The organism is Lutimonas vermicola (genome assembly GCF_038433205.1).
Classification (GTDB): Bacteria; Bacteroidota; Bacteroidia; order Flavobacteriales; family Flavobacteriaceae; genus Lutimonas; species Lutimonas vermicola.
On the sequence record NZ_JBCDNA010000001.1, the window covers coordinates 1,581,632 to 1,603,694 of the forward strand.

The window sequence follows — 22,063 nt, forward strand, 5'->3', positions numbered from 1 at the left end:
TATTATTGACTTTTTGCCATTAATTGCTTTTCCTGAGGCATTATGAGTACCGGTGGCTTTAACACTGACAGAGGTTGCCTGTTTTCGGGTACCATCTCATTTCCCTGATGACAACCCACACATGCCCTGCGTTCATTTGGTCTCAGGTTGATCCAGCTGCTCGGCCCGTTAACAATGTTACCTGATTTATCAAGCGTTTGTATTTGAAAAGGCATATCCGCCTTAATTTTTAAGTAAACAGAGCCATCACTTTCCACATCAACAACTCCCAGTGAAGATTGGGCACCAAGTAACTCAATTTTAACGGCCCTTTCGTCTTCACTAATGATAGAATCACTATGAAACCCCATAAAATTTATATCCTGACAAAGCAAAAGAGCCGTCTCCTCCTCCATTTTAACCTCGCTCGGAATCTTTTTAGGCCTGTTGCGCAACTCTACGGCCACAGCATCCAGCATTTGATAATGGCTGTCGGTATAAACAGCTTGAACACCGCCAGAATTTCTATAATCCAATTCATACAATCCGTAGTTGTCGTTTTCACTTGCCTTATAACAAATGAGCAAGTTTTCATTTGTCAAGGGACTCAGGCCCAGTATTTCTCCTGATAATCCTCCATTGATGTGTTTTTTGCTGTTCATCGGATTGTTATAAGAAACAGTGAACAGGTTATCTTTGCCTTCTTTGCTTTTTTCAAGTAACAAAATTTGACCATCTACCGTTTCCCTGCCTGTAGCGATCAATTCATCCAATTCCCTGCTCTGATAAAATAATGTTTCCTTGGTTCCATCAGGTCTCATAACCATAAGGTTTCTTTTCTCTGTCTCACTGCCAGCTTGTCGGTTCAAGGTGATTATCCGGCCATCGTGGAGAAGCGTACTTCCAAAATAAGATCCGGGGCTAAAAGTGATCTGTTGTGGCTGCGAACCATCAGCCTGCATTACCATCAGTGAATGGCCTTTAAATACTGAATCGTGACCAGAGGCTTTGCTGAAAGCAATCTTCTCTCCCGGAAGATAAAGAGGGTCAGTGCAATTCTCAGTAGCATTTGTTAATTGCTTATATCTTAAACTGCTTAGATCCATTTCATAAATCTGCCAGGTATCACTATCCGATTTTTGCCCTGCAAAAACCATTTTACGGGCATCGAATGAAATATCAGGAGAACAGGCAGAATAAAAATCCTTTGTGAGCAGCAAAGCCGATGTGGTTTCGCTTTCAGGATCGATGGCCAGTAATTTTGCACTTTTGAGAAAGCCCGTATATGTCGGGGATTTAAATTCTAAAACCCGCTCTTTATTGTTGACAGCCGTAATGATGATATGCCCCTGCATGGAAGCATTGTTGCACGAAGTCAACAGATACAACATTGCAAAAGCAAGGATCACAAAAAACGACTGTACTTCTCTATACATTTGCTTCTATTTTTTATTGTGGTTCGACGACTTTTATTATTTGATTCGCATTAACTTTTTCCAGAAGCTGAAATTGCCCCGAGGGCCACTTGATTTCAATTCTGTCTACAACTTCGTAATCAGCGATTCCGAAATGAATTCGAGAGTCATTCTGAGAAAGGTAACCTGTCGTACTTTTTTTCTGAGCAGTTTGCACCAGCGTGTCTGTAACAATTTTAATACGGCACCCAAGGCCATCCTTGTTACTCACAGTTCCCTCAAGATCCAGCATAAGCCAGTTCGACAGATTCCCGAAATTGTTTCGCAGGAATTTTCCCTTTCCATCAAGGTTCACAATATAAATATCGAGATCTCCATCATTGTCATAATCACCTATGCAGGCTCCTCTCCCAACGTGTTCCTCTTCGAAGTAGCCGCCTAAATCAAGAGAAATATCACTGAATTTGCCATTACCCAAATTATCGAACAACTGATCTTCCTGCCCGTATAAGTGTTTCAATTCACCGTTGGATTTGAAAATGTCAGCATCCCCGTCATTGTCATAATCTAAAAAGGAGGATGACCAACCCACAAATTGTCCTGAAGCCATGGAAATGCCCGAAGTGTAAGAATTATCCTTAAAAATTCCGTTGCCCAGATTTTCATACAGCGAGCAATAATTATCATCTGAAATAAAGATATCGAGAAGTTCATCCCTGTTGTAATCTGCAAAATCAACCGACATACTAACGGTTGCTTCCCCTGCCTGGCTAAAACCTGTCCCTGATAAGGTTCCTTTATCGGTAAATCCCTTTCCCTGATCATTATGCCAGAGATAATTCACCGTATGATCGTTTGCCACATAAATATCGACAAATCCGTCATCGTCATAGTCGGCGGCACCAACCCCCATGGCCCTGCCATCAATATCTATGATCCCCATTTGATCTGTCACATCCTCAAAACTTCCATTTCCAGTATTCCTAAACAGTTGATCCTTCTGGCTATCATAAGCCAACGGACCGGGAAAACCATCAGGAGCGTAGTAATATGAATATTCTGGGTCAAAATTCAGGTAATTACCCACATAGAGATCCAGCAAACCGTCATTATCAAAATCGAGCCATACTGCTCCTACACTACACTTATTGGCTCCACCAACCCCTGCCTTATCAGTTATATCTTTAAAGGTGCCATCTGTCAAATTCTGATAAAGCGTATTCTTTCCATAATTAGACAAATAAATATCCGGATAGCCGTCATTGTTAAAATCACCAACTGTAATCCCCATACTGTATGATTCGCCCTGAACCCCCGACTGGCTGCTAACATCCATGAATGTTCCGTCCTGCATGTTTTTATACAAATGGTTATAAGGAAGTTCCTGTGGTTTTTCGCTTTTACTAAAACCCTCCAGCCAGGTTCCGCTGCAGGTATAAATATCCATATAACCATCCTTGTCATAATCGAGAAAAGCAGCTCCCCCTCCAACTGATTCAACGATATTGTTCATCTCTTCGGCACCTATGGAGTGAACAAAATCCAGCCCTATGGATTCGCCGATTTCCTGAAAGAATTCCGAATTGGATTTGGCAGGAACGAGCAACAAATTGTCATTTTTTTTATTGGTTTTGCCCCCTTGCTCACATGCCCCAAGCATAAAGAACAGCGCAAGCACCAGATTCAGTATACAGAAGTTTTTAAGTGTGTAAGGCTGTGCTTGCTTATTGATTTTTTTTATATTGAAAAGTAGGCTTCCCATCTAAATTATTGACATTTAATGATTAAACCACAATAAATCAATTGAACTGACATAATAATCACCTGTCAATGATCAAACTGCTCAGGCTTTAAAGGTGCAATTCAAGGTCGAAAGCGGCAATTGTATTTACTTGTCAAATTTGGCGTAGTTTTGGCTGAAAAAGAATGATATATGTCATTAAAAAAAATCTTGATTTCTTATTCCTTTACAAAGATTTTTCAGATTTTTATCAAAAAATTTAAGACTGTTTAACAACCTTATTTTGCAACAAAGCAATTCGCTTAAGTTTGACAATTCTATTTCATTCATTTTGAAAAAACTTTTTACATGAAAATTCAACCTATCGGTCTGATCCTTGGATGCTGCTTTTTGATTTTAAGCTGCAACCGAAATCCGAAAAAGGATCTGTTCAAATTTGTGGATGCTTCGAGGTCACATATAGAATTTGCCAATACCATTATTGAAAACGACAGCGTAAATCCCACTGACTGTTTAAATTGTTTTAACGGAGGAGGCACGGGTATAGGTGATTTTAATAATGACGGCCTGTCGGATATAGTTTTTACAGGGAATCAGGTTTCTTCTGCGCTGTACCTGAATAAAGGATCCCTGGTGTTTGAAGACATCTCTTTGGAGGCAAATTTCAAGACCGACAGTTGGGTTACCGGAGTTTCTATTGTGGATATCAACGCCGATGGGCTGGATGATATCTATTTGAATGTAGCAGGTGTAAACTGTGACAATAATTGTCCTAATCTATTATTTATCAACCAGGGCTTGAATCAAAATGGGATTCCCACCTTTATTGAACAGGCAGAAGCCTATGGACTCAATGACCCAAATTATGCCACTCAGGCTGTTTTCTTCGACTATGATATGGATGATGATCTGGACGTATATATTGTTCATAACAAAAACAGCATTAAATTCAACAGGAATTTCCCCAGGCCTAAAGATGTTTGGCCCGATTTCCTGCAGGATTACCTTTTAAAAAATGAAACCCGTGAAGGAATTGATCATCCTGTTTTTGTAAATGTTTCAGAAGAACTCAATATAATTCACAAAGGTTTTGGCCTTGGAGTTGGCATCACAGATTTCAATGATGACCAGTTGATCGATATTTACGTTTCCAACGATTTTATTACCGAAGATTTTCTGTATATCAACAAGGCGCATCACGATAGTTTGAATCCGGGTTTTGAAGAGCTCAATAAAAAATATTTAGGGCATACCACCACAAATGGTATGGGCATGGATATCGGCGATATCAACAATGATGGTTTTTGGGATATTATTGTTTTGGATATGTTCCCCAATAGTTATTACAGACAAAAACGCGTACAGGGTAAAATGAGCTATGCTGAGCACATGAATACGCGGAACATGGGTTACAGTGCCCAGTATATGAGAAATACTATGCAATTAACAAACGGGTATTTGAATGGCGAGCCCGTAAAAAGCAGTGAAGTTGGGTTATTTTATGGTGTTTCAAGCACAGACTGGAGCTGGGCTCCCTTGATGTTGGATTTTGACAATGACGGAGATAAAGACATTTACATTACCAATGGATATATCAAGGATGTGATCGATCGGGATTATATTAATTTTATGTCTCAGACCAATAATACTTTTACAAAGAACAGCTCCCTTGAAAAATATCTCAAAGACCTTCCTTCGATCAAGGAACCTAATTTTTTCTACGAACAAAAGAATCCTGATGAATTTGAAGATGTTTCCAATACCTGGATAGAGGCGGTACCTTCACTGTCAAACGGTGTTGCTTATGCTGATTTTGATTTGGATGGTGATCTGGATATGGTCGTTAGTAACATAAATTCCAAGGCCTTCCTCCTGGAAAACAAAACATCATCCAAGCTTGAAAACCATTATCTGAGGATTAAATTAAATAGTCATCCCAAAAACAAGGACGGGATTGGTTCAAAAGTCACCCTGTGGAACAAAGGGCGCGAACAACATTACTTTCAATCTGTCATCAGGGGCTATTTGTCATCTGTTGATCCGGTTGTTCATTTCGGAGTTACAGGAACAACTATTGATTCGCTGCAAATAATCTGGCCAAATGGGAACAGAACCTTTATGAAGAACCTCCAAGCCGATCAATTGCTGGAAGTATCATATGATTCAAGCAAACCTTATAAAAAACCTGAGAAGAACCTACCCTATACCTTCCGGTCAGCAGACAGTTTATTGGATTTTACCCATATAGAAAATCTTCAAAACGAATTTTTTAAACAACAAATGTTAATGAGACAATACTCCAGGTCAGGGCCTTGTCTGGCTGCGGCAGATCTAGACGGTGAGCCAGGTGATGAAATCTTTATTGGAGGAAGTTTTAACCAGGCAGGTTCTGTATGGTTTCAGGATGCATCAGGGCAGTATTACCCCAGGCAGCTACTCGATTCAATTTACGAAGATACAGATGCCATTTTTATTGATGTGGATAATGACAAAGACCTGGATCTTTATGTGAGTAGCGGAGGAACTGAATTTAGCGAGAATTCTCCTAATTATGCAGACCGAATTTATCTAAACAACGGAGCAGGTGAATTTTCACTTTCTCCCAGTGCATTACCTGAATTATATGCCAGTAATGCTTGTGTAAGAGCAATTGATATTGATCACGATGGTGACTTGGATCTGTTTATTGGTGCCAGAATAACGCCCGACAACTATCCAAAAACTCCAGAAAGCTCCATATTGATTAATAATAATGGGGTTTATAAAAAACAGGAAAATAACGATCTGTCAAATCTTGGAATGGTTACAGATGCCATTTGGTCTGATATTGATGGTGATGGATGGGAGGATCTTTTGGTTGTTGGAGAATTTATGCCAATCAGGGTATTTAAAAATCATGAAGGGGTTTTGAAAAAGATGCCTTTAACCTGGCTCGACAAAGATGATGATAAAATCACCACTGAAGGATGGTGGAATTGTATTGAGGCTGCTGATTTTGACAAGGATGGAGATATGGACTTTATTATCGGAAATCAAGGACTTAACGGATATGTAAAACCATCTAAAAACTACCCGGTTTATGTGTATAACCAGGATTTTGACAAGGATGGAAGACTCGACCCTTTATTAGGCCAGTATTTTGATTTTGAAGGCAAGAAAACTTTGTTTCCCATCCATACAAAAGACGATATCAAAAGGCAGTATCCTGAAACCGTCATTCATTTTTATTCTTATGAGGAATTCGCGAAAATCACATTTAAAGGCCTTTTAAAGATCAATGATCTCGAATCAGAAACTTTAAAAGTAACAACTTTTGAAAGCTCCTATGTCGAAAATTTAGGAGGAGGTATATTTAAAGTCAGAAGCTTGCCATCTGCTTTGCAGGTGTCTCCTTTGAATGACTTTCTTGTCTCTGACTTTGATAAGGATGGTCAAACTGATATCCTTGCCGTTGGAAATGATTTCACTGCCGAATCCAATTACGGGCAGTTCGATGCCCTGACCGGCTTGTTTATAAAAACAAACGGGACTGATTTTGACGTGATCCCAAGCAGGAATTCAGGGTTCTATGTGCCCGGTCAATCAAATCATATGATCAAAATCACTGATAAAAGAGGAAGGGATTTTGTAGTTTCCGGACAAAACAATGACAGGCTGAAAATTTTTGAATTCAACCGGTAAGTAGTCTTACGTGGTCTATAATTAATATTAATTTCGGTAAAACAGTCCTTTCATGATTATTTAATGCCGGATAATGATGGGTTTATAATCAATCCTGCTGAAAGGCCTTCCAGCTTTTGGCAAATTCTTCATCAATAAGCCAGGAGGCTTTTGTTTTGTCCCCTATAAATTCGCTGAAAGGATGAATCTCCAAAGTGGAGGAATCTCCCAACCAACCATCGGATTCATCAAGGGCATATAGCTCGTTTGAACCTTCCTTAAGTCTTGTTGCCAGTACTTTTTTAAACAGCATCCGAATAAAGATATCGGGTTTTATCAGTTCTCCGTAATGATCAACCCCCGGCTCTTTTAACAGGCTCCAATTACCCCCTGCACTTCTTTTTTCCTCAACGGTCGAAATGATCCTGCTATTTCTTTGAGGCGCATCATTTTCACCGTAAATCATCAATCCAGGTATTCCTTTATTGGTATCCTGAGTGAAGTTTAACCCCCCTCCCCTGATATTGGCAAAGGCCAGGACGCGTTCATTTTTGAATCCTGAAAAACTGTAACTGAATACACCTCCGGCTGAATAACCCCTCAGGAGCAAAGGTAAATCCTTTATATATTCATTTCCGCTTCCTTCTGCCAGTTTTTCCAAGGCATTTAACAATGCCTGTCCACTGCCAAGATGTGCTTCAGGATAATAACCCGAAACATCGCTGATTGTTTTAAAATTCACTCCAAGAAGGGCAACGTTTTCCAAATTTCCAAAAGCCTGCCATTCAAAAGTCTTTACAAGCCCCAGACCATTGAAATTATAACTGCCCAACAAGATGGCAACGGCACGAACCTGCTCAGTTGATTCGGGTACCCAGAGCCTAAATTCCGCTACACCAAAATTATCCTGTTTCTTTGGAAAAACCCGATAGGTATTTTCGTCAATAAACTCTCCCAAAGGCTGATCCTGAAACGGGTCAGGGTCGTTATTTTCCTCATCACAGCCAATAAAGCATGTAAAAAGTACGATAAAAACAAGATGCGTAAATAGTCTCATAATTATTTTGTCAGCCATCTAAAGGTATAAAATATTGATAAGACACATCGTATAGAAAATCAAACTCCCGTTTAATTGACCGGAATTCGTCGTTTGATGGGTCCAAATCATTTTATTTCTCATCTTATTATCGCATATTTGTTGTTATGATGTTTATATATGTCAAAAAACCGATTGAGATGCCTTGGATTTATATCCCCGGTTTGTAGCTGTACTTCCAAAATTGAGTATTAAACACATCATAAACCCTTTATTTAGAAAAATATGAGCAAAGTAATTGTAATTGGTGCCGGCATGGTAGGCAGTGCCATGGCCATAGATATGGCAAAAAAACACGAAGTAACCCTAACTGATATCAGCTTATCAGTTTTGAAGAATGTTAAAACAGAACATAAGGAGTTGCAAATTCTCACTCTTGATGTTACTGATAAAGATACCCTGCAAAAGACTGTAAAAGAATTTGACCTTGTGATCTGTGCGGTTCCGGGTTTCTTGGGTTTTAGCACCTTGAGAGCCATCATTGAAGCCGGGAAAAATGTAATTGACATTTCATTTTTCTCAGAAAATTCGCTGGAACTTGATGCGCTGGCAAAGCAAAAGAATGTTACTGCCATAGTAGACTGCGGGGTTGCCCCAGGAATGGATAACATCATTTTAGGTCATTATAATGAAATCATGAAACTCAGCGATTTTGAATGCCTTGTCGGGGGGCTTCCCAAAGAGAAGAAATGGCCCTTTAGCTATAAGGCCCCTTTTTCGCCAATTGATGTGATCGAAGAGTATACCAGGCCCGCCAGATATGTCGAAAACGGCCATAAAGTGGTTCGGGAGGCCTTAACTGATTGTGACTATGTTCAATTCGAAAAGCTCGGTACACTGGAATCATTTAATTCTGACGGGTTAAGATCAATTATCGACACGATGCCGCATATTCCAAATATGAAAGAAAAAACCCTGAGATACCCGGGACATGTTGAATATGTGAGGGCGCTTAAGGAAAGCGGCTTCTTTAGCACGGATGAAATTCAAGTGAATGGCGTGGGTGTTCGTCCTCTGGACTTTACGAGTAAAATCCTGTTCAATGAGTGGAAACTGGAAAAAAACGAGGAGGAAATTACCGTGATGCGAATTACTTTAAAGGGAGAAAATGCAAATGGTCAAACAGAAGAAATAACCTATGACCTTCACGACGAATACTGCCACAAGACCAGGACTTCATCTATGGCGAGAACTACGGGCTATACGGCTACTGCTGCCGCGAACCTGTTTTTGGACGGCTTATTCTCCGAAAAAGGTGTTTTCCCTCCTGAATTGGTTGGGAAACACGAGGCTTGTTTTAAGTATTTTTTAAATTATTTAAAGGACAGGGATATTCACTATATAAAAACCGCAAAAATTTTGTCGTAAAAGAATAGGCTTATTCAATGGTGAAGGCAATATAGCTGTTACCGGAGGGGGTACCCATCTTACCTCCTCCGCAGGCAACAACAACGTATTGTTTATCTCCCACCATATAGGTGCTAGGTGTTGCATAGGCACCGGCCGGAAGTTTATATTTCCAAAGTTCATCCCCGGTATCTTTGTCAAATACCCTGAAATATTCATCCTTCGACGCACCGATAAAAATAATTCCCCCTGCAGTAACCACAGGGCCGCCGTAATTTTCGGTACCTGTTTTTGGAATCCCTTTTTTAGAGAGCTCCATATACTCTCCTAAAGGTACTTGCCAAAGGATTTTACCTTTATTCATGTCAACCGCTGAAAGTGTTCCCCAGGGAGGTTTTACAGCCGGGTAGCCCTTGTTGTCAAAAAAGCGGTTATAGCCCGTATGGGTAAAGGGCACTTCGTACTCGTCGCGGGCCCCGATATCGGGTATATGAGTCGTTTCCGTAATTTCACCTCTTACATAGGATAAAATATTTTCCAATTCCCTTTGATCAAGATGTTTAAAGGAAGGCATAAAACCTTTGCCATCCATCAGTATTTTGAGCATTTCTTCTTTGCTGTATTTTAGCTTCACCTGAGTCAGGTTTGGAAATGTCCCTGAGGGATCCCCCTTTCTGTCTTGTCCGTGACAAACCGCACAATTTTTAAGAAATGATCTTTCTCCCTCTTTCCCTTTAGACGCACTTCCCTGATCCAATGGAACCATCATATGGATCCAGGGCATGATATTGGAATTGACATAAAGTATTCCCTTTTCAGCTTCAGCGGCGGCACCTCCCCATTCTGCACCTCCGTCAAATCCCGGAAAAATAACCGTCCCCTGGGTACTTGGAGGGATATAGGATTTTCCCGTCCTCAAAGTCCGGAGGATACTTGACACATAAAGCCCTGAAACTGAATCTATGTCAGTTACCATTTCCATATCAAATACCTGAGGAATTAGAGGAGGCGGTAATTGGGGAACCGGTTGTGTGGGCCAGGCAACTTCTCCATCAAGATCAGAATTGGGTACCTCAAGCTCGTCAATAGGGAAAAGGCTTTCTCCGGTACTTCTGTCAAATAAAAAAATATATCCTTGTTTGGTTATCTGAGCCACTGCATCAACTTTTGCTCCATTTCGTCTTACCTGAATAAGATTTGGAGGAGCAGGCAGGTCCTTGTCCCAAATATCATGATGTACCGTTTGGTAGTGCCAAATCCTCTTACCGGTAGCTGCATTTAAGGCAATTAGGCTGTTTGCGAATAAATTCTGGCCCTTTCTGTTGCCACCCCAAAAATCATAGGCAGCAGAACCTGTAGGGCAATAAACGATCCCTCTTTTGACATCAAGGCTCATTCCGGCCCAGTTATTGGCTCCACCTATACTGCGATAAGCCTCCTTTGGCCAGGTATCATAACCAAACTCACCCGGTTGTGGAATGGTGTGAAATATCCATTCCAATGCACCTGTCTTTACATTAAAAGCACGAATATGCCCCGAAGCCGCGCCCATGGTTTCTGATACCGTAGACCCTATGATCAGCAGATCCTTATAAATGATTCCCGGGGTTCTGGCCACGACATAACTTTTTTCTGAACGTTTCCCCAATCCTTCCTTTAAAGAAACAATACCCGAATTTCCAAAAGTATCAATCAGTTTTCCCTTTTCGGCATCGATGGCATATAAATTTGACCCGGCGCTAAAGAATAATCGTTTATCATCTTCCTCCTGCCAGTAACTGATTCCTCTGTTTACATGCAATGAAAAGTTTTCATTGACATTTGAATCAAATTGCCAGATCTGCTTTCCGGTAGCAGCATCAAGGGCAAAAAGTATGAGTTCGGGTGAGGTTCCATACAAAATCCCGTCGATGATGATAGGATTACATTGAATCTGCGAGAAACCAAGACTATCTCCTGATCCTGAGTTATATCTCCAGGCAAGTTTCAACTGAGTCGCATTCTCTTTGTTGATCTGATCGAGCGGTGAGAATTGATTGCTGTTTTTACCTCCCAAATACACCGGCCAATCTCTGCCTGCCTCCTGTAATTTAAGTTCGGTTTTGCCACATGACAAAACAAGGATTGCTATCAAGAAAACAAAAGCAGCAATAGAGGATTTTTTACAACAGGTCATCGCACTTATATGTGAATTAAAGTTCCAAAATCCTTTGACCAAAATCCTTTACCCGGCCCCAATCAGTATATTCTATTTTTGTGTTCTTATCGGTAGGACCCTTGGTCATCCACATAATGAACTGTATCATGATCCTGTCAGAAAAAGGATACTTTTTATAATCCAGCTGACCTGCAAAAACCTCGACCAAGGTTGGCCTCCAGGTAATTTCCTTAAAAAATTTGATCACGTATGGATTCGTGTCTGCCTGATTCTTTTCCGGTTTTCTCGCTACGAGGTTTACAGAAAAAAAGGCTGTTTTATGTGAGTCAAGCTCTTCCTTGTGCAGATTAATAAAATCGATCACTGCTTTGTGATGAACGCCATACCTGATACTGGACCCAATGATCACTTTATCAAAAGTTTCCAGGTTACCGTCAAAATCACTCACTTCATACAAAACAACCTGCTTCCCTGTTTGTTTTAACTGGTCGGCCAGGATATTTGAAATTTTCTTTGTTTGTCCGTCTACCGAAGCATAAATAAGTAAAATAGTATCTGTCATTGAATTCAATTTTACCTATTTGTCTGGGTAGTTTTTATCTTCTCGAGCTGTTCCTTAAGTTTTAAGGCTGCAGGAGTAATGGCCAAACCACCCAACCCTGTGCATTTTACACAGGTGGGCATATCGGCACTTACTCTTTCAACGGTTTCCAGCACCTGATCGAGTGGTATAAGATGCGCAAAGCCTGATATTGCCATGGTTGCAGAAGACAAAGCATTAACTGCAGCACTTGTGTTCTTTCCCAGACAGGGTGCCTCAACCCTGTCGGCTATAGGATCGCAAACGAGGCCAATCATGTTTTGAATCGCCATAGAAGCTGCACCCAGGCCCTGAGCTGCAGTCCCTCCAAAAAACTCAACGATTCCGGCAGCTGCCATACCGGCAGAGGCTCCGCATTCTACCTGACACCCGTGTTCCTCTGCTGAGAATCCGGGCCCCATCGCGAAATAAGCCCCAACAAGTCCTGCTGCGTAATAAGCCATAATCTTGTCATCCATTGAAGCTTTAACTTCATCTGAAACCGCTTTTAAAGCAGCACCTACTGTACCGCAGGACCCTGCTGTAGGATTTGCCACAATGACCTCCAAAGCACTTTTAGATTCCATGATCGCAGCAACGTTTTCAATAATTTTATTGATAATGGATCCTTGAAGTATTTTCCCTTTTTGTTCAGCCCTCGCAACCAGATTCGACTGTTGTGGTAAAATCCTGTCTTCATATTCGGTTCCTGACAAACCCCTTTCAATGCTTCCTTCAATGATCTGAATTATGGTTTTCATTTTATCTTTCAAAACCTCTTTAGAAAGTCCGCTTCGGTATTGTTCATAAAGTAAACCTACAGATCCCAGCGACATCCCCTCAGCCTCGGCGTATGCGATAAGCGATTCGATCGTAGAGAAGGGAAGCTCTCTGTCTTTCCCCGAAATAATAGGCATAACAGGTAACACATTTGCCATTTTAAAGACCTCATCAACTTGTAAAATACGATCTGTTAATACACCGTCAAAAGGCTGATAACTCTCAAAGACATAAAGGTTGAAGTCAGTCGATTCGATACATTTTAATTGAACCTCCGATGATTTAATTTTTAACAAATCCTTTTCTATATCGCCATGTGACCAAACCAAAAGTTCGTGATAATCTCCTTTCATCTTCACCCTGCATCCATCAATTTTTTGAATCTCAAAAGAACCTCCACCTAAAGATGCGGCCAGGACTTCAACATGATCTCCGCCATCTGAGGTCAAGGTGAGCTGCATACTGTTGGCATGTGTGTTTTCAAATGTGCTAATCTTATAGGAGATGTCGACCCCTCTCTCAGAAGCTATTCTTTCGGTTTGTTTCATCAGGTCATCTGCCATATCAATTTCTAGCAAACCACCGTTCATTCCTAAAACCGTACCCTGTTCCTCATAATTCGTTACCCATGCTCCATCCTTGTCGAAAGCAATTGAAGCATGCTTAAGATGACCATCTATCATTTGCACGGCCATCCTTGCAACCCTCCAGGAGGCTGCAGTATGAGAACTAGAAGGCCCTCTCATTACAGGACCGATTACATCGTTGAATATACTTGGTAAACTATTCATGTCATTTTGTATTTATTCTGTTTAGATACAAGGGGAAAAGAGATTGCTTTTCTTCCGATTAAAATTACACATTAATTTTTAAATCAATATCGAGACCCAAAGCCCGTAAAAGTTCATTTTTTACTTTCGGCCCAAACACTTATTTTCGTATATCATTGATTTCTTCAACCAAAACATATGATATCCAAAAAATATATCCCGCTCCTTGTTAGTGTTATTTTTATTTCAGGAATCCACGGCCTGCTTGCTCAAAAAGACCAGATCCCGCTTGATCCTAAATTGGCGAACCACAGTGAGAGGTTATTGCTCAAAATCGGTATGATCTCAAAAGACAAACCTGCAAGGCTTAAGTTTGGTGATTTTTCTACAGACAAAAGAAACGGGCCAAGTATTTTAAAACAAAATGATGCAGCATCCGGAATTCAATCAAAAGATCCCTCTTCCCTGTTATTTTCTTTCGAACTGACAAATAGAAAGGGTGACATTGCGAAAGTAGAGGCAGCCTCTAACAATGAGGCAAATCCCGATATCGATTCGAATACTTCATCAGATGATGTAAGTGCCTATATTACCACAAGTATCGACCCTGAAGATCTTTGGGTACTGCTTATGACAAAGACCCCGGGAACTGAGTCTTTTTCTTTAAAGAATCTTTTTCTAACAAATGGCAACGACGAAATTTATTTTGAAATGGCTACAGGCGAACCCACAGGCAAATTGGAGAATACCGCTCCGAAGGGAATTCAAGCTTTTATTAATGGAAATCCCATAGGAGCCTTGCAATATTATTCAGGAGGTTCTTTTAGCTATAAAAAATTCATCTGGATCACAGACCAATCAGATCCTCAAATGCAACTGGTCACTGCAGCAGTTTTTTCGGCTATGATCGAGATAGCCGATTATTTTGAAGAAAGTAGTTTCACTGAGTAAAAACTGAATGTACCTGTTTTAAATCTTCCCGAGAATTTTATCCATAAACCAACTCGTATGCAAAGCTGTAGCTCCTGTTGAAGGATGCATGTAGTGATCATCAAAAAGTGCCCTTTTCATTTCCTGCACATGTGGTAGCTGTATGGTTTGAGGATGCTCTATATACACTTCCTCCCTGCCTTCTTTTTTTTCACATACCAAAGGCCCATCCTGAAAAACAGAAAAAGTGATCTTCCCGGAACTTCCGTATATGTCCACTTTATCTTCATTGCCAAAACTCCCAAAATTCCAGCTGGCAGATCCTGTTGCACCGCATTTATGAATCCATGAAGCTGCCACCGCATCCACGGCCGAATACAAACCTTGCTGATTGATACTGAATCCGGAAGCTTCCTTGACCTCACCCAATAAAAACTCAAACAAATTGAGTCCATGGCTTGCAAGATCATCAAAATAGCCTCCTGGTGCCACCCGGGAATCTGTTCTCCAATTTTGTTCTTTCGACAGATCCGCGACGCTGGGTCCAGCGTTCAAAATCCAATTGATGTGCCTTAACTCCCCAATTTGATCCCCATCCAACATTTCCTTTACTTTTTGAAATCGTGGCAGGGTTCGTCTGTAATAAGCTACAAACAAAGGCAGCTTTTTTTTGTTAAAGGACTCGTGGATTGCAAGACATTCCTTATAGCTTGGAGCCATTGGTTTTTCTATACAACAAGGCTTTCCCGCTGCTGCTACTTTTAGGGCATAGTACATATGTGAATCGGGAGGGGTTGCAATATACACAGCATCAATGTCTTTATCGCTGATGAGTTCCTGAGCATCATTATAAATTTTTTTAACATGATGGCGATGCGCATAATCCCGAGCCTTTTCGAGACTTCTTCTCATCACTGCTGCCAACTCAAAGCCTTCTGTTTGCTGATAAGCCGGCCCGCTTTTTACTTCGGTTACATCACCACAGCCAATGATACCCCAGCGAATTGATTTTAAATCCTTGTTACTAAAATGCACCTGCCTTTTGAATTATTTTGAATAAAAGTAAATATACTAAAATCTGTGCTTTAGGACTCTAAAGGTTTATTTTTAACAGTAGTTTGTTTGCGGTTCATTCGATATCCCAGCATAAACAAGATTCCCACAAGTATAAATGGAAACGTAATGGTTGCGATGATCAGCAGGCTCATCCCTACTGAACCATTCATGCGGTAATTGTGCATAAAAACCAAAGGGCTTAAACCAATACCCACAAGCAGGAAGATAATTCCTCCGACCAGTTCCCATCTCCAGGCAATAATCAGGATGAGCAACAAAATAAAAGAAGGAATCAAATGCATGGCAAAAGCCTGTATCTGTTGCCAGACAGTTAATTCGGGCTGAAAAGCATCCAAGGCGAATACACTTATAAAAAGAATTGCAATAATGCATATAATCCTGGGAAGCCAGAAGATAAAACGAGGATTGATTGTCATAACCTTGTTTTAAGGTAAAACTAGTTATCGTCAACCAGAGTACAAATGACTTGGATCAATGGAAATCTTGACGCCTGTCAAAAAACAAGATTCCTATGACCTACATTTTGTGCAGATAAACCAGCCGGTCATTCAATGGCTGTTCATTCCTGTAATTTTCCAAAGGCATATTATCCTTTAATTTTAAGACCTCCTCCAAGGAGACCACAATAGGTTCTTTAAAAATGACCCATTGCACATTTTCTGTACAAGGAGGAGTGGTCAATGAACCCTCATATGCATAATATGATTTGTTAGCAGGGAACAATCTAGAAAGGTCAAAGGCCCTTTCTATTTCTTTTTCCTGTCCTTTTTGCAAGGGAAGAAAGCTTTCCATATCTTCCATGGTTTGGCTTTGTTCTCCCTCAAATCCAAAAATACTTAGCACTGTATAATTTTTTTCCTGACTTTGGTGAACCAGGTGGATCTCAATAGGATATCTTATCCCATTGATGGTATGTTCAGAAGGTTCGTGAAAATGAATTTGAACCAAATTAAAATTCGTTTGATTATAAGCGATTGAATCTCCCTTGTCAAAAAGAAACTGAATCGAATGCCCGTTATTTCGTACCTTATTTAAAATGGTTTTAGGAGAATAAAACAATTCAATGGTACTTTCCTGATTCTGGTCCTCAACAGTGTGGATATCAATAATATTAACCGGAGATTGTCTTTGCCCTGAACAATCAGAATCTTTTTCCAGCTCCGCCCAGTGTTCAGGCGATGTTTCTCCCTCATAACTCCAATGACTTTCTTGTGATCCTTCGTGGACCTGTTGTTTCTGATCTTCTCTATTGCAGGAGTAGGACATGCTTAACATAAGTATCACTATGGCAATTCTTGGGTATAATTTCATGAGCTTGCTTTTGAATATTGTCTTTATAACTAAATACTTTAGGTTGATTTGATAAATAAGATGATCTGGTTTTATAAAACGATATAAAAAAACAGACGATCTGATTTAAAGCTATAAAGGTATCTACCTGAAAGGAAGTTAAACATGACAAAAATCAAATTTAGCCTCAATGATAACAATTATTTATATCCATGCTACATATTTCGGTCATTGCCTGGGCAAGTTTTTGTGTAAGCTCTTTAAAAAACATTTCACCCTTTTCTTTGCTTGCCAATTTTGGATCCCCGATTCCAGTATCTGCCGTTACCTTCGACCATTTCCTCTCGGTCCAGAGCCAGCTTTCTGAAAATGCTTCAATCTTGTGTTTTTTCTCCGCTCCATCTCCCCATGATTCTTTAGGCAATACCAGTTCAGGTTTTAAGTATAATAACAGGCTCGTTTCCATTTCTTCGGCGTGATCTCCATCCAACTCAAAATATTTTTTACGTTCCATGGCTTGAAACCAATTCGAGGTGGCCAGAAACATTTCAGGAAATTCAAGTCCAAGTTCTCTGAGCATGGTTTTAAAATCATTGCCTCCATGACTGTTGAATATCAATAATTTATTGATTCCCTGCCTGTTTAAAACTGTTATGATATCCCTTAGGATGGCCAACTGTGTAGAAGGATTCAAGTTTATATCCAGGTAAATATCACTTTGCCCGGTATTTACCCCAAAAGGTATCGTGGGTAAAACAATGAGCTTTGCCCCTTTCTCCCAGGCGAGTCCTGCCGATTCTGCCGCAAGGTAATCGCATTCAATATTATCTGTGGCATAGGGTAAATGATAATTATGTGCCTCAGTTGCACCCCAGGGCAAAACAGCAAGTTCTATCTTTTCATCCTTAAGGTGCTTCCAATTTGTTTCTGCTAAAATATAGGGTCTCATATTATTGTTTTATATGAAGTTAAGATAGTGCTAAAATAGAAATTTGAAAAAGGATTTTGACAGAATTAATGACATTATCTATGTATTGGCCTTAAACTTTGCAATATCAATTGCTCCTGCTATAAACAGGATTTTTACATAGAAGATCCTCAAAAAAAATCCCATGAAAACATGTCCATGGGATTTTTACAATTTTTAATAGAGCACATACATTAAATTAGTGCTACCATCCTGATAAAATGCGAATGTTTTTAAAGATCAAAAATTATTCTTCAACACCTACTTTTTCAAGCTCTACTACCATCGCTTCGGCATAGGTAAGAATCAATACTTCACCAATGTGAAGTTCGGTCATTAACTTTTCATCTTCCATGGGTATGCTCACGTAGTTTCCATTAGGACCGCTTACCGTTGCCACCATAAAAGGCCTGTTCAGTGCCTCAATAGTTACTACAGCCTTCACAACGGCACCAACAACTGCTGCCGGATCTATCCCTTCGGGAGCTTTTCCTGCTTCAGCCATAATCTGGACAGGTTCGGCGACCTCCTCAGGGGTCGGATCGCGAAACTCAGCCTTTAAATAGGTATAATAATCAAATTTAATAACGTCGTCTACAGCAATTTCATCAAATCTTTCGACCTCTTCTCCTGCTATTACAGTCATTAATCCTCCATCATTGCCCATAAGGGTAATTTCTCTTGTTTCGGCATCAATCTCTGTAACGGTACCCTGCATGCTTACCTCATTCCATTTTTCCCGTGATGGTCTTTTGTCCTGGGCATAAGCACTAAACGTTAGTGAAGTCATAACCAATAGTACAATAGCATAAATTTTTGTTGCTTTCATAATTCAATTTTTAGTTTAAAATTTGGTTTTGTTAATGTTGCTGCTAAGGTAAGGTATTCATTCAATTTTTAAACCTGTGAGTCATACGATAAAAAATGAATTAATCGCTTTTTTGGCTAGATACGATTATTAATTCATTGACTTCTCTTTGTAATATTTCTGTAATACAAAAAAGGCCTTTTTCTTTTGACCTGTTTCTGATATAAGGCCCTTTCTATTCCAGAAATTCTGATATACAGGATGTTGCCTTCTTGGCGATTTGAAATCTACCAGGATCCATGGAGTCATTCCTCTTAGACCATCAATTTTTTCGAGCATCTCAATTTGATTTTTATAAAGTAATTCCTGAAATTCTTCACTCCAGACGGTATCATCATCGGCGTGAAACCCTGCCAGGGCACCTCCTCCAAACTCAGAAATAATAACCGGTTTATTGTATTGAATAACAAAATTATATTTTGGCAGCTCTTTAGGTTCTGACCAATACCAGCCCCCGTATTCGTTAAAACTTGCAAGGTCGATTAATTCGCCTAAAGGATCTTCCACTGTAACAGTGTAACCTTCCCTTTCCACTTCCAAAGCAGCAGCAATTAAACGGGTATTATCAAGACTTCTGGCTTTTTTAATAAGATTACCCATAAAAACATTTCTGGGTTCGGTCACCGGAGTTTCATTACCTACGGACCAAATAATAACACTTGCTCTGTTTTTGTCCCGTTCAATCCCAACGGCTAATTGATTTTCTGCATTCTGAAACGTTTCCTCTTTGGTCCATGAGATGGTCCAGTATACAGGAACTTCTGACCAAACCATCAGCCCCATTTCATCCGCAAGCCGCAACATTGTTTCATTGTGCGTATAATGTGCCAGGCGAACATAGTTACAACCTAGCTCCTTTGCCCAGTTCAACATCATCCGCATATCCCCTTCACTTCGCAACCTGCCTCCGATAAGGGGGTTTTCATCATGCATCGATATCCCTTTTAAAAACATGGATTTGTTATTCAGAAAAATATTCTTTCCCTCAGTTCTGATCGTCCTTAAACCAATCTTATCAGAAACATCGTCCAGGCTTGACGAAATTTCCACCTGATATAATTTTGGATCCTCAGGCGACCAGTAACGCACATTTTTCACAGGAATCTCAAATTCAACCCTGCCGCTCTCATTGGTATTAAATCTGTTTTTTATCTTTAATTCCGGGATTTCCAGGACAACAGGTTCTATTGCTGCGACCCCTTCCATTTGAATAAAACCTTTAATCAATTGCCTGTCATTCTTTGCCAATTGGACTTTGTAATCTCTTATAAATGTTTTTGGGGTTTCGATCAGTATAACATCCCTTGTAATACCTCCATAGTTCCACCAATCTGTATTTACAGTAGGAATCTCGTCTTTCTTCCTGGTATTGTTGACCATTACGACGACAAAATTATTTCCTGAATTTAAGTGATCGGTAACTTCATATTGAAAAGGCGTAAAACCGCCTTTGTGGGTGCCCAATTTCTTGCCATTAAGGTACACATGAGCCTCATAGTTCACTGCACCAAAATGAAGAAAATATCTTTTATCATTTTCCGGACTCAATTGAAATTCCCTGCGATACCATAATGTTCCCTCATAAAACTCTAGTTTTTCCGATTGAGAATTCCAATCACCCGGCACTTTTAAGCTTGGTTCATAATCAAAATTATACTCTACTATTTTTGATTTTTCAACTTTGGTGATGTTATCAAAGAACCCGCCATTCCCTGATTTTCTCTGATCGTAAGGTTCTTGCCTGTAATCCAGGTACCCCATCTGATAAGGATCTATAATATAATTCCAACGCCCGTTAAGGCTCATCTGATCCCTGCCTTTGATATTTTGAATATTACTTTGAGACTCCCGTTAAAGAAAAATGTTAATAGTAATACTACAACGATGATTAGTTTGGTAATTTTGAAACTCATTGGCTTTTTTGGTTTTATTAAAGATAACATTGCATCAATTCTAACCTTTTAAAATGGGATAATTAAGAATATCATATATCCTTTAATATGGGTCTATTCGTGTAAATGACCTGCTAATAAAAGTTTTAAGAGGATGATATAAGCAGCTGCCCGTTATGAGGAACCATATCATACAAAATATACGACCCTTTTTCATCCCTCTGGATATCCAGTCCTTTTAAAACAATATTTTCCCCTTTTTTAACTTCAACTTTTTTCCAGTTTCCCGGAATATAAGTTTTGAAGCTAAGGGGCACGTCATATATTGCAGGGTCAAGATCAGATGACAGCGACAAAACTATTGTCTCATCCTCCAGCTTACCGGATATATCAATATTTTTTCTTTCCCTGATGTATTTCGTCACATCAGCAAAAGTAGCCACCCAAAGATCATGCTCCTTTTCTTTGATATAAGTGAAGTATGTTTCCAATTCCTTTGCTGTTTTGGCTTCCCATCCAAAATTATCAACCCCGTGAAAAACAAGTACCAGCCATATATTTTCGTTAGCCTGGCATGTATCTATCCATGATTTCATCACATCCATACCGGTATCTGTTAAAGGCCCTCTTTGCCATTGGACGTATTCATTTTCCGAAGCCTCCGGGTCCTGATCACTTGACCTGTTCAACTCATCAAGCCACTCCTCCGGCATCCGATTGCGCAGTGCGGGATACACCAATCTTGCGTACTCCATTACCCTCTCATTTTCTGTTCCATAAGGGCACTCTACCGAAAATGTGTACTTTTCACCCAGGTTCTTGTATATGTCGGCTTTACTCTGTTCGAGTTCATATAACAGGTTGACCTCATCTAAAACCGCCATTCGCGGATGTGTGATACTATGGCTTGCTATTTCGTGCCCTTCAGCGGCAAATTTTCTTAAATCTTCCCATGACGTAGTATCTTGAGGGTTATCGTGATATACAACTTCATCAGTATTTTTTAAGGTTCCGTTTCGTAATTTTTCAAAAGCATCATCTATGGTTTGATATGCCTCTTCCACTTTTCCCGATTCAAAAAGCGACCCTGCATTCGAATGCGCCAGCATTGCTTCGCTCGTGCCGGTATACCCAATCAAGGAAGCGCGTTCAAAGAAGTTTTCGGCATTTGTTTTGGTCAATGCAGTTTCTCGGATAATTTCATCTTGTGGTCTTCCTAAAAACTTACCGTTTTCAGATCCGTTTATCTTTCCGGTTAGCACAAAAAAAGTAGCCGGGAGGTTCAATTTGTTCATGATGGGTCTGGCAACGGTAAACTGCGTAATGATGCCGTCATCGTAAGTGATCGAAACGGCTGATTTCTTGTTTCCCTGCCATTTGCTTACTTCAGTTTGCCCCACATGTTGATTCGGGCTTTTCGTGCAGCCAGAGAAAAGTATTCCCGTTAAGATTGTCACTATGATCCATTTTGTCGTTTTGGGCTTGCTCATATTCTTTACAATTAAATTATGTA

16 protein-coding genes are annotated in these 22,063 nt (G+C 40.0%); 3 read left to right on the forward strand and 13 right to left on the reverse strand.

From position 1 onward, the window contains the following. Positions 1-2: 2 nt before the first annotated feature. Together AABB81_RS07060 and AABB81_RS07065 are read right to left on the reverse strand one after the other, a co-directional pair. Positions 3-1,415: an HzsA-related protein gene (locus tag AABB81_RS07060; protein ID WP_342159523.1), complete on the reverse strand. Its 1,413-nt coding sequence runs from the start codon at positions 1,413-1,415 to the stop codon at positions 3-5. Between the two features lie 13 nt (positions 1,416-1,428). Then, complete coding sequence (locus tag AABB81_RS07065) at positions 1,429-3,156, reverse strand: CRTAC1 family protein (RefSeq protein WP_342159524.1); 1,728 nt, start codon at positions 3,154-3,156, stop codon at positions 1,429-1,431. Between the two features lie 327 nt (positions 3,157-3,483). Here AABB81_RS07065 and AABB81_RS07070 point away from each other — a divergent pair, with 327 nt between their 5' ends. Further along, complete coding sequence (locus AABB81_RS07070) at positions 3,484-6,816, forward strand: VCBS repeat-containing protein (protein ID WP_342159525.1); 3,333 nt, start codon at positions 3,484-3,486, stop codon at positions 6,814-6,816. Between the two features lie 88 nt (positions 6,817-6,904). Here the strand turns inward: AABB81_RS07070 and AABB81_RS07075 are convergent, their stop codons facing one another. Further along, the gene (locus AABB81_RS07075; protein ID WP_342159527.1) at positions 6,905-7,870 is read right to left on the reverse strand and encodes a hypothetical protein; all 966 of its coding nucleotides are present in this window, start codon (positions 7,868-7,870) and stop codon (positions 6,905-6,907) included. A gap of 246 nt (positions 7,871-8,116) precedes the next feature. Between AABB81_RS07075 and AABB81_RS07080 the strand changes: the two genes are divergently transcribed. Next, positions 8,117-9,259 carry a saccharopine dehydrogenase family protein gene (locus AABB81_RS07080; RefSeq protein ID WP_342159529.1) on the forward strand — a complete coding sequence of 381 codons (1,143 nt, stop codon included), beginning with the start codon at positions 8,117-8,119 and terminating at the stop codon, positions 9,257-9,259. Positions 9,260-9,269: 10 nt separating this feature from the next. Here AABB81_RS07080 and AABB81_RS07085 read toward each other — a convergent pair whose 3' ends face one another. Genes AABB81_RS07085 through AABB81_RS07095 form a run of 3 tightly spaced genes read right to left on the reverse strand, consistent with a single transcriptional unit; the run spans position 9,270 to position 13,547 of the window. Beyond that, positions 9,270-11,414 (reverse strand): outer membrane protein assembly factor BamB family protein, encoded by a 2,145-nt coding sequence (locus AABB81_RS07085; RefSeq protein ID WP_342159531.1) that lies wholly within the window; start codon positions 11,412-11,414, stop codon positions 9,270-9,272. Between the two features lie 16 nt (positions 11,415-11,430). Continuing rightward, positions 11,431-11,958, reverse strand: a complete 528-nt coding sequence (hemG, locus tag AABB81_RS07090; RefSeq protein ID WP_342159532.1) for a menaquinone-dependent protoporphyrinogen IX dehydrogenase — start codon at positions 11,956-11,958, stop codon at positions 11,431-11,433. Between the two features lie 11 nt (positions 11,959-11,969). After that, positions 11,970-13,547 (reverse strand): L-serine ammonia-lyase, iron-sulfur-dependent, subunit alpha, encoded by a 1,578-nt coding sequence (locus tag AABB81_RS07095; protein WP_342159533.1) that lies wholly within the window; start codon positions 13,545-13,547, stop codon positions 11,970-11,972. A 177-nt stretch (positions 13,548-13,724) separates the two neighbouring features. Between AABB81_RS07095 and AABB81_RS07100 the strand changes: the two genes are divergently transcribed. Then, on the forward strand, positions 13,725-14,477 hold the full coding sequence (locus AABB81_RS07100; protein WP_342159534.1) for a hypothetical protein: 753 nt from the start codon (positions 13,725-13,727) through the stop codon (positions 14,475-14,477). 18 nt (positions 14,478-14,495) lie between these two features. Here AABB81_RS07100 and AABB81_RS07105 read toward each other — a convergent pair whose 3' ends face one another. The 7 genes from AABB81_RS07105 to AABB81_RS07135 form a co-directional block, all read right to left on the reverse strand. Next, entirely contained in the window at positions 14,496-15,491 is a 996-nt protein-coding gene (locus AABB81_RS07105; RefSeq protein WP_342159535.1) for a Gfo/Idh/MocA family protein, read from the reverse strand. Between the two features lie 50 nt (positions 15,492-15,541). Continuing rightward, positions 15,542-15,949 (reverse strand): DUF7670 domain-containing protein, encoded by a 408-nt coding sequence (locus AABB81_RS07110; protein ID WP_342159537.1) that lies wholly within the window; start codon positions 15,947-15,949, stop codon positions 15,542-15,544. A gap of 100 nt (positions 15,950-16,049) precedes the next feature. Beyond that, positions 16,050-16,844: a carbonic anhydrase gene (locus AABB81_RS07115; protein ID WP_342159539.1), complete on the reverse strand. Its 795-nt coding sequence runs from the start codon at positions 16,842-16,844 to the stop codon at positions 16,050-16,052. 166 nt (positions 16,845-17,010) lie between these two features. Continuing rightward, entirely contained in the window at positions 17,011-17,772 is a 762-nt protein-coding gene (locus AABB81_RS07120; protein WP_342159540.1) for a creatininase family protein, read from the reverse strand. Between the two features lie 265 nt (positions 17,773-18,037). Next, positions 18,038-18,619, reverse strand: coding sequence for a hypothetical protein (locus AABB81_RS07125; RefSeq protein WP_342159541.1), 582 nt, complete (start codon positions 18,617-18,619; stop codon positions 18,038-18,040). Between the two features lie 129 nt (positions 18,620-18,748). After that, a complete protein-coding gene (locus AABB81_RS07130) occupies positions 18,749-20,464 on the reverse strand; it encodes a glycoside hydrolase family 2 protein (protein WP_342159542.1) in 1,716 nt (571 codons plus the stop codon). A gap of 232 nt (positions 20,465-20,696) precedes the next feature. Next, the gene (locus AABB81_RS07135; protein ID WP_342159543.1) at positions 20,697-22,040 is read right to left on the reverse strand and encodes a polysaccharide deacetylase family protein; all 1,344 of its coding nucleotides are present in this window, start codon (positions 22,038-22,040) and stop codon (positions 20,697-20,699) included. Positions 22,041-22,063 lie beyond the last annotated feature (23 nt).

Coding starts and splice junctions, on each gene's coding strand:
- AABB81_RS07115 (WP_342159539.1), bottom strand. CDS start 16,844: ATGAAATTATACCCAAGAATTGCCATAGTGATACTTATGTTAAGCATG.
- AABB81_RS07060 (WP_342159523.1), bottom strand. CDS start 1,415: ATGTATAGAGAAGTACAGTCGTTTTTTGTGATCCTTGCTTTTGCAATG.
- AABB81_RS07100 (WP_342159534.1), top strand. CDS start 13,725: ATGATATCCAAAAAATATATCCCGCTCCTTGTTAGTGTTATTTTTATT.
- AABB81_RS07125 (WP_342159541.1), bottom strand. CDS start 18,619: ATGAAAGCAACAAAAATTTATGCTATTGTACTATTGGTTATGACTTCA.
- AABB81_RS07095 (WP_342159533.1), bottom strand. CDS start 13,547: ATGAATAGTTTACCAAGTATATTCAACGATGTAATCGGTCCTGTAATG.
- AABB81_RS07065 (WP_342159524.1), bottom strand. CDS start 3,156: ATGGGAAGCCTACTTTTCAATATAAAAAAAATCAATAAGCAAGCACAG.
- AABB81_RS07070 (WP_342159525.1), top strand. CDS start 3,484: ATGAAAATTCAACCTATCGGTCTGATCCTTGGATGCTGCTTTTTGATT.
- AABB81_RS07120 (WP_342159540.1), bottom strand. CDS start 17,772: ATGAGACCCTATATTTTAGCAGAAACAAATTGGAAGCACCTTAAGGAT.
- AABB81_RS07130 (WP_342159542.1), bottom strand. CDS start 20,464: ATGAGCCTTAACGGGCGTTGGAATTATATTATAGATCCTTATCAGATG.
- AABB81_RS07075 (WP_342159527.1), bottom strand. CDS start 7,870: ATGGCTGACAAAATAATTATGAGACTATTTACGCATCTTGTTTTTATC.
- AABB81_RS07085 (WP_342159531.1), bottom strand. CDS start 11,414: ATGACCTGTTGTAAAAAATCCTCTATTGCTGCTTTTGTTTTCTTGATA.
- hemG (WP_342159532.1), bottom strand. CDS start 11,958: ATGACAGATACTATTTTACTTATTTATGCTTCGGTAGACGGACAAACA.
- AABB81_RS07080 (WP_342159529.1), top strand. CDS start 8,117: ATGAGCAAAGTAATTGTAATTGGTGCCGGCATGGTAGGCAGTGCCATG.
- AABB81_RS07110 (WP_342159537.1), bottom strand. CDS start 15,949: ATGACAATCAATCCTCGTTTTATCTTCTGGCTTCCCAGGATTATATGC.
- AABB81_RS07135 (WP_342159543.1), bottom strand. CDS start 22,040: ATGAGCAAGCCCAAAACGACAAAATGGATCATAGTGACAATCTTAACG.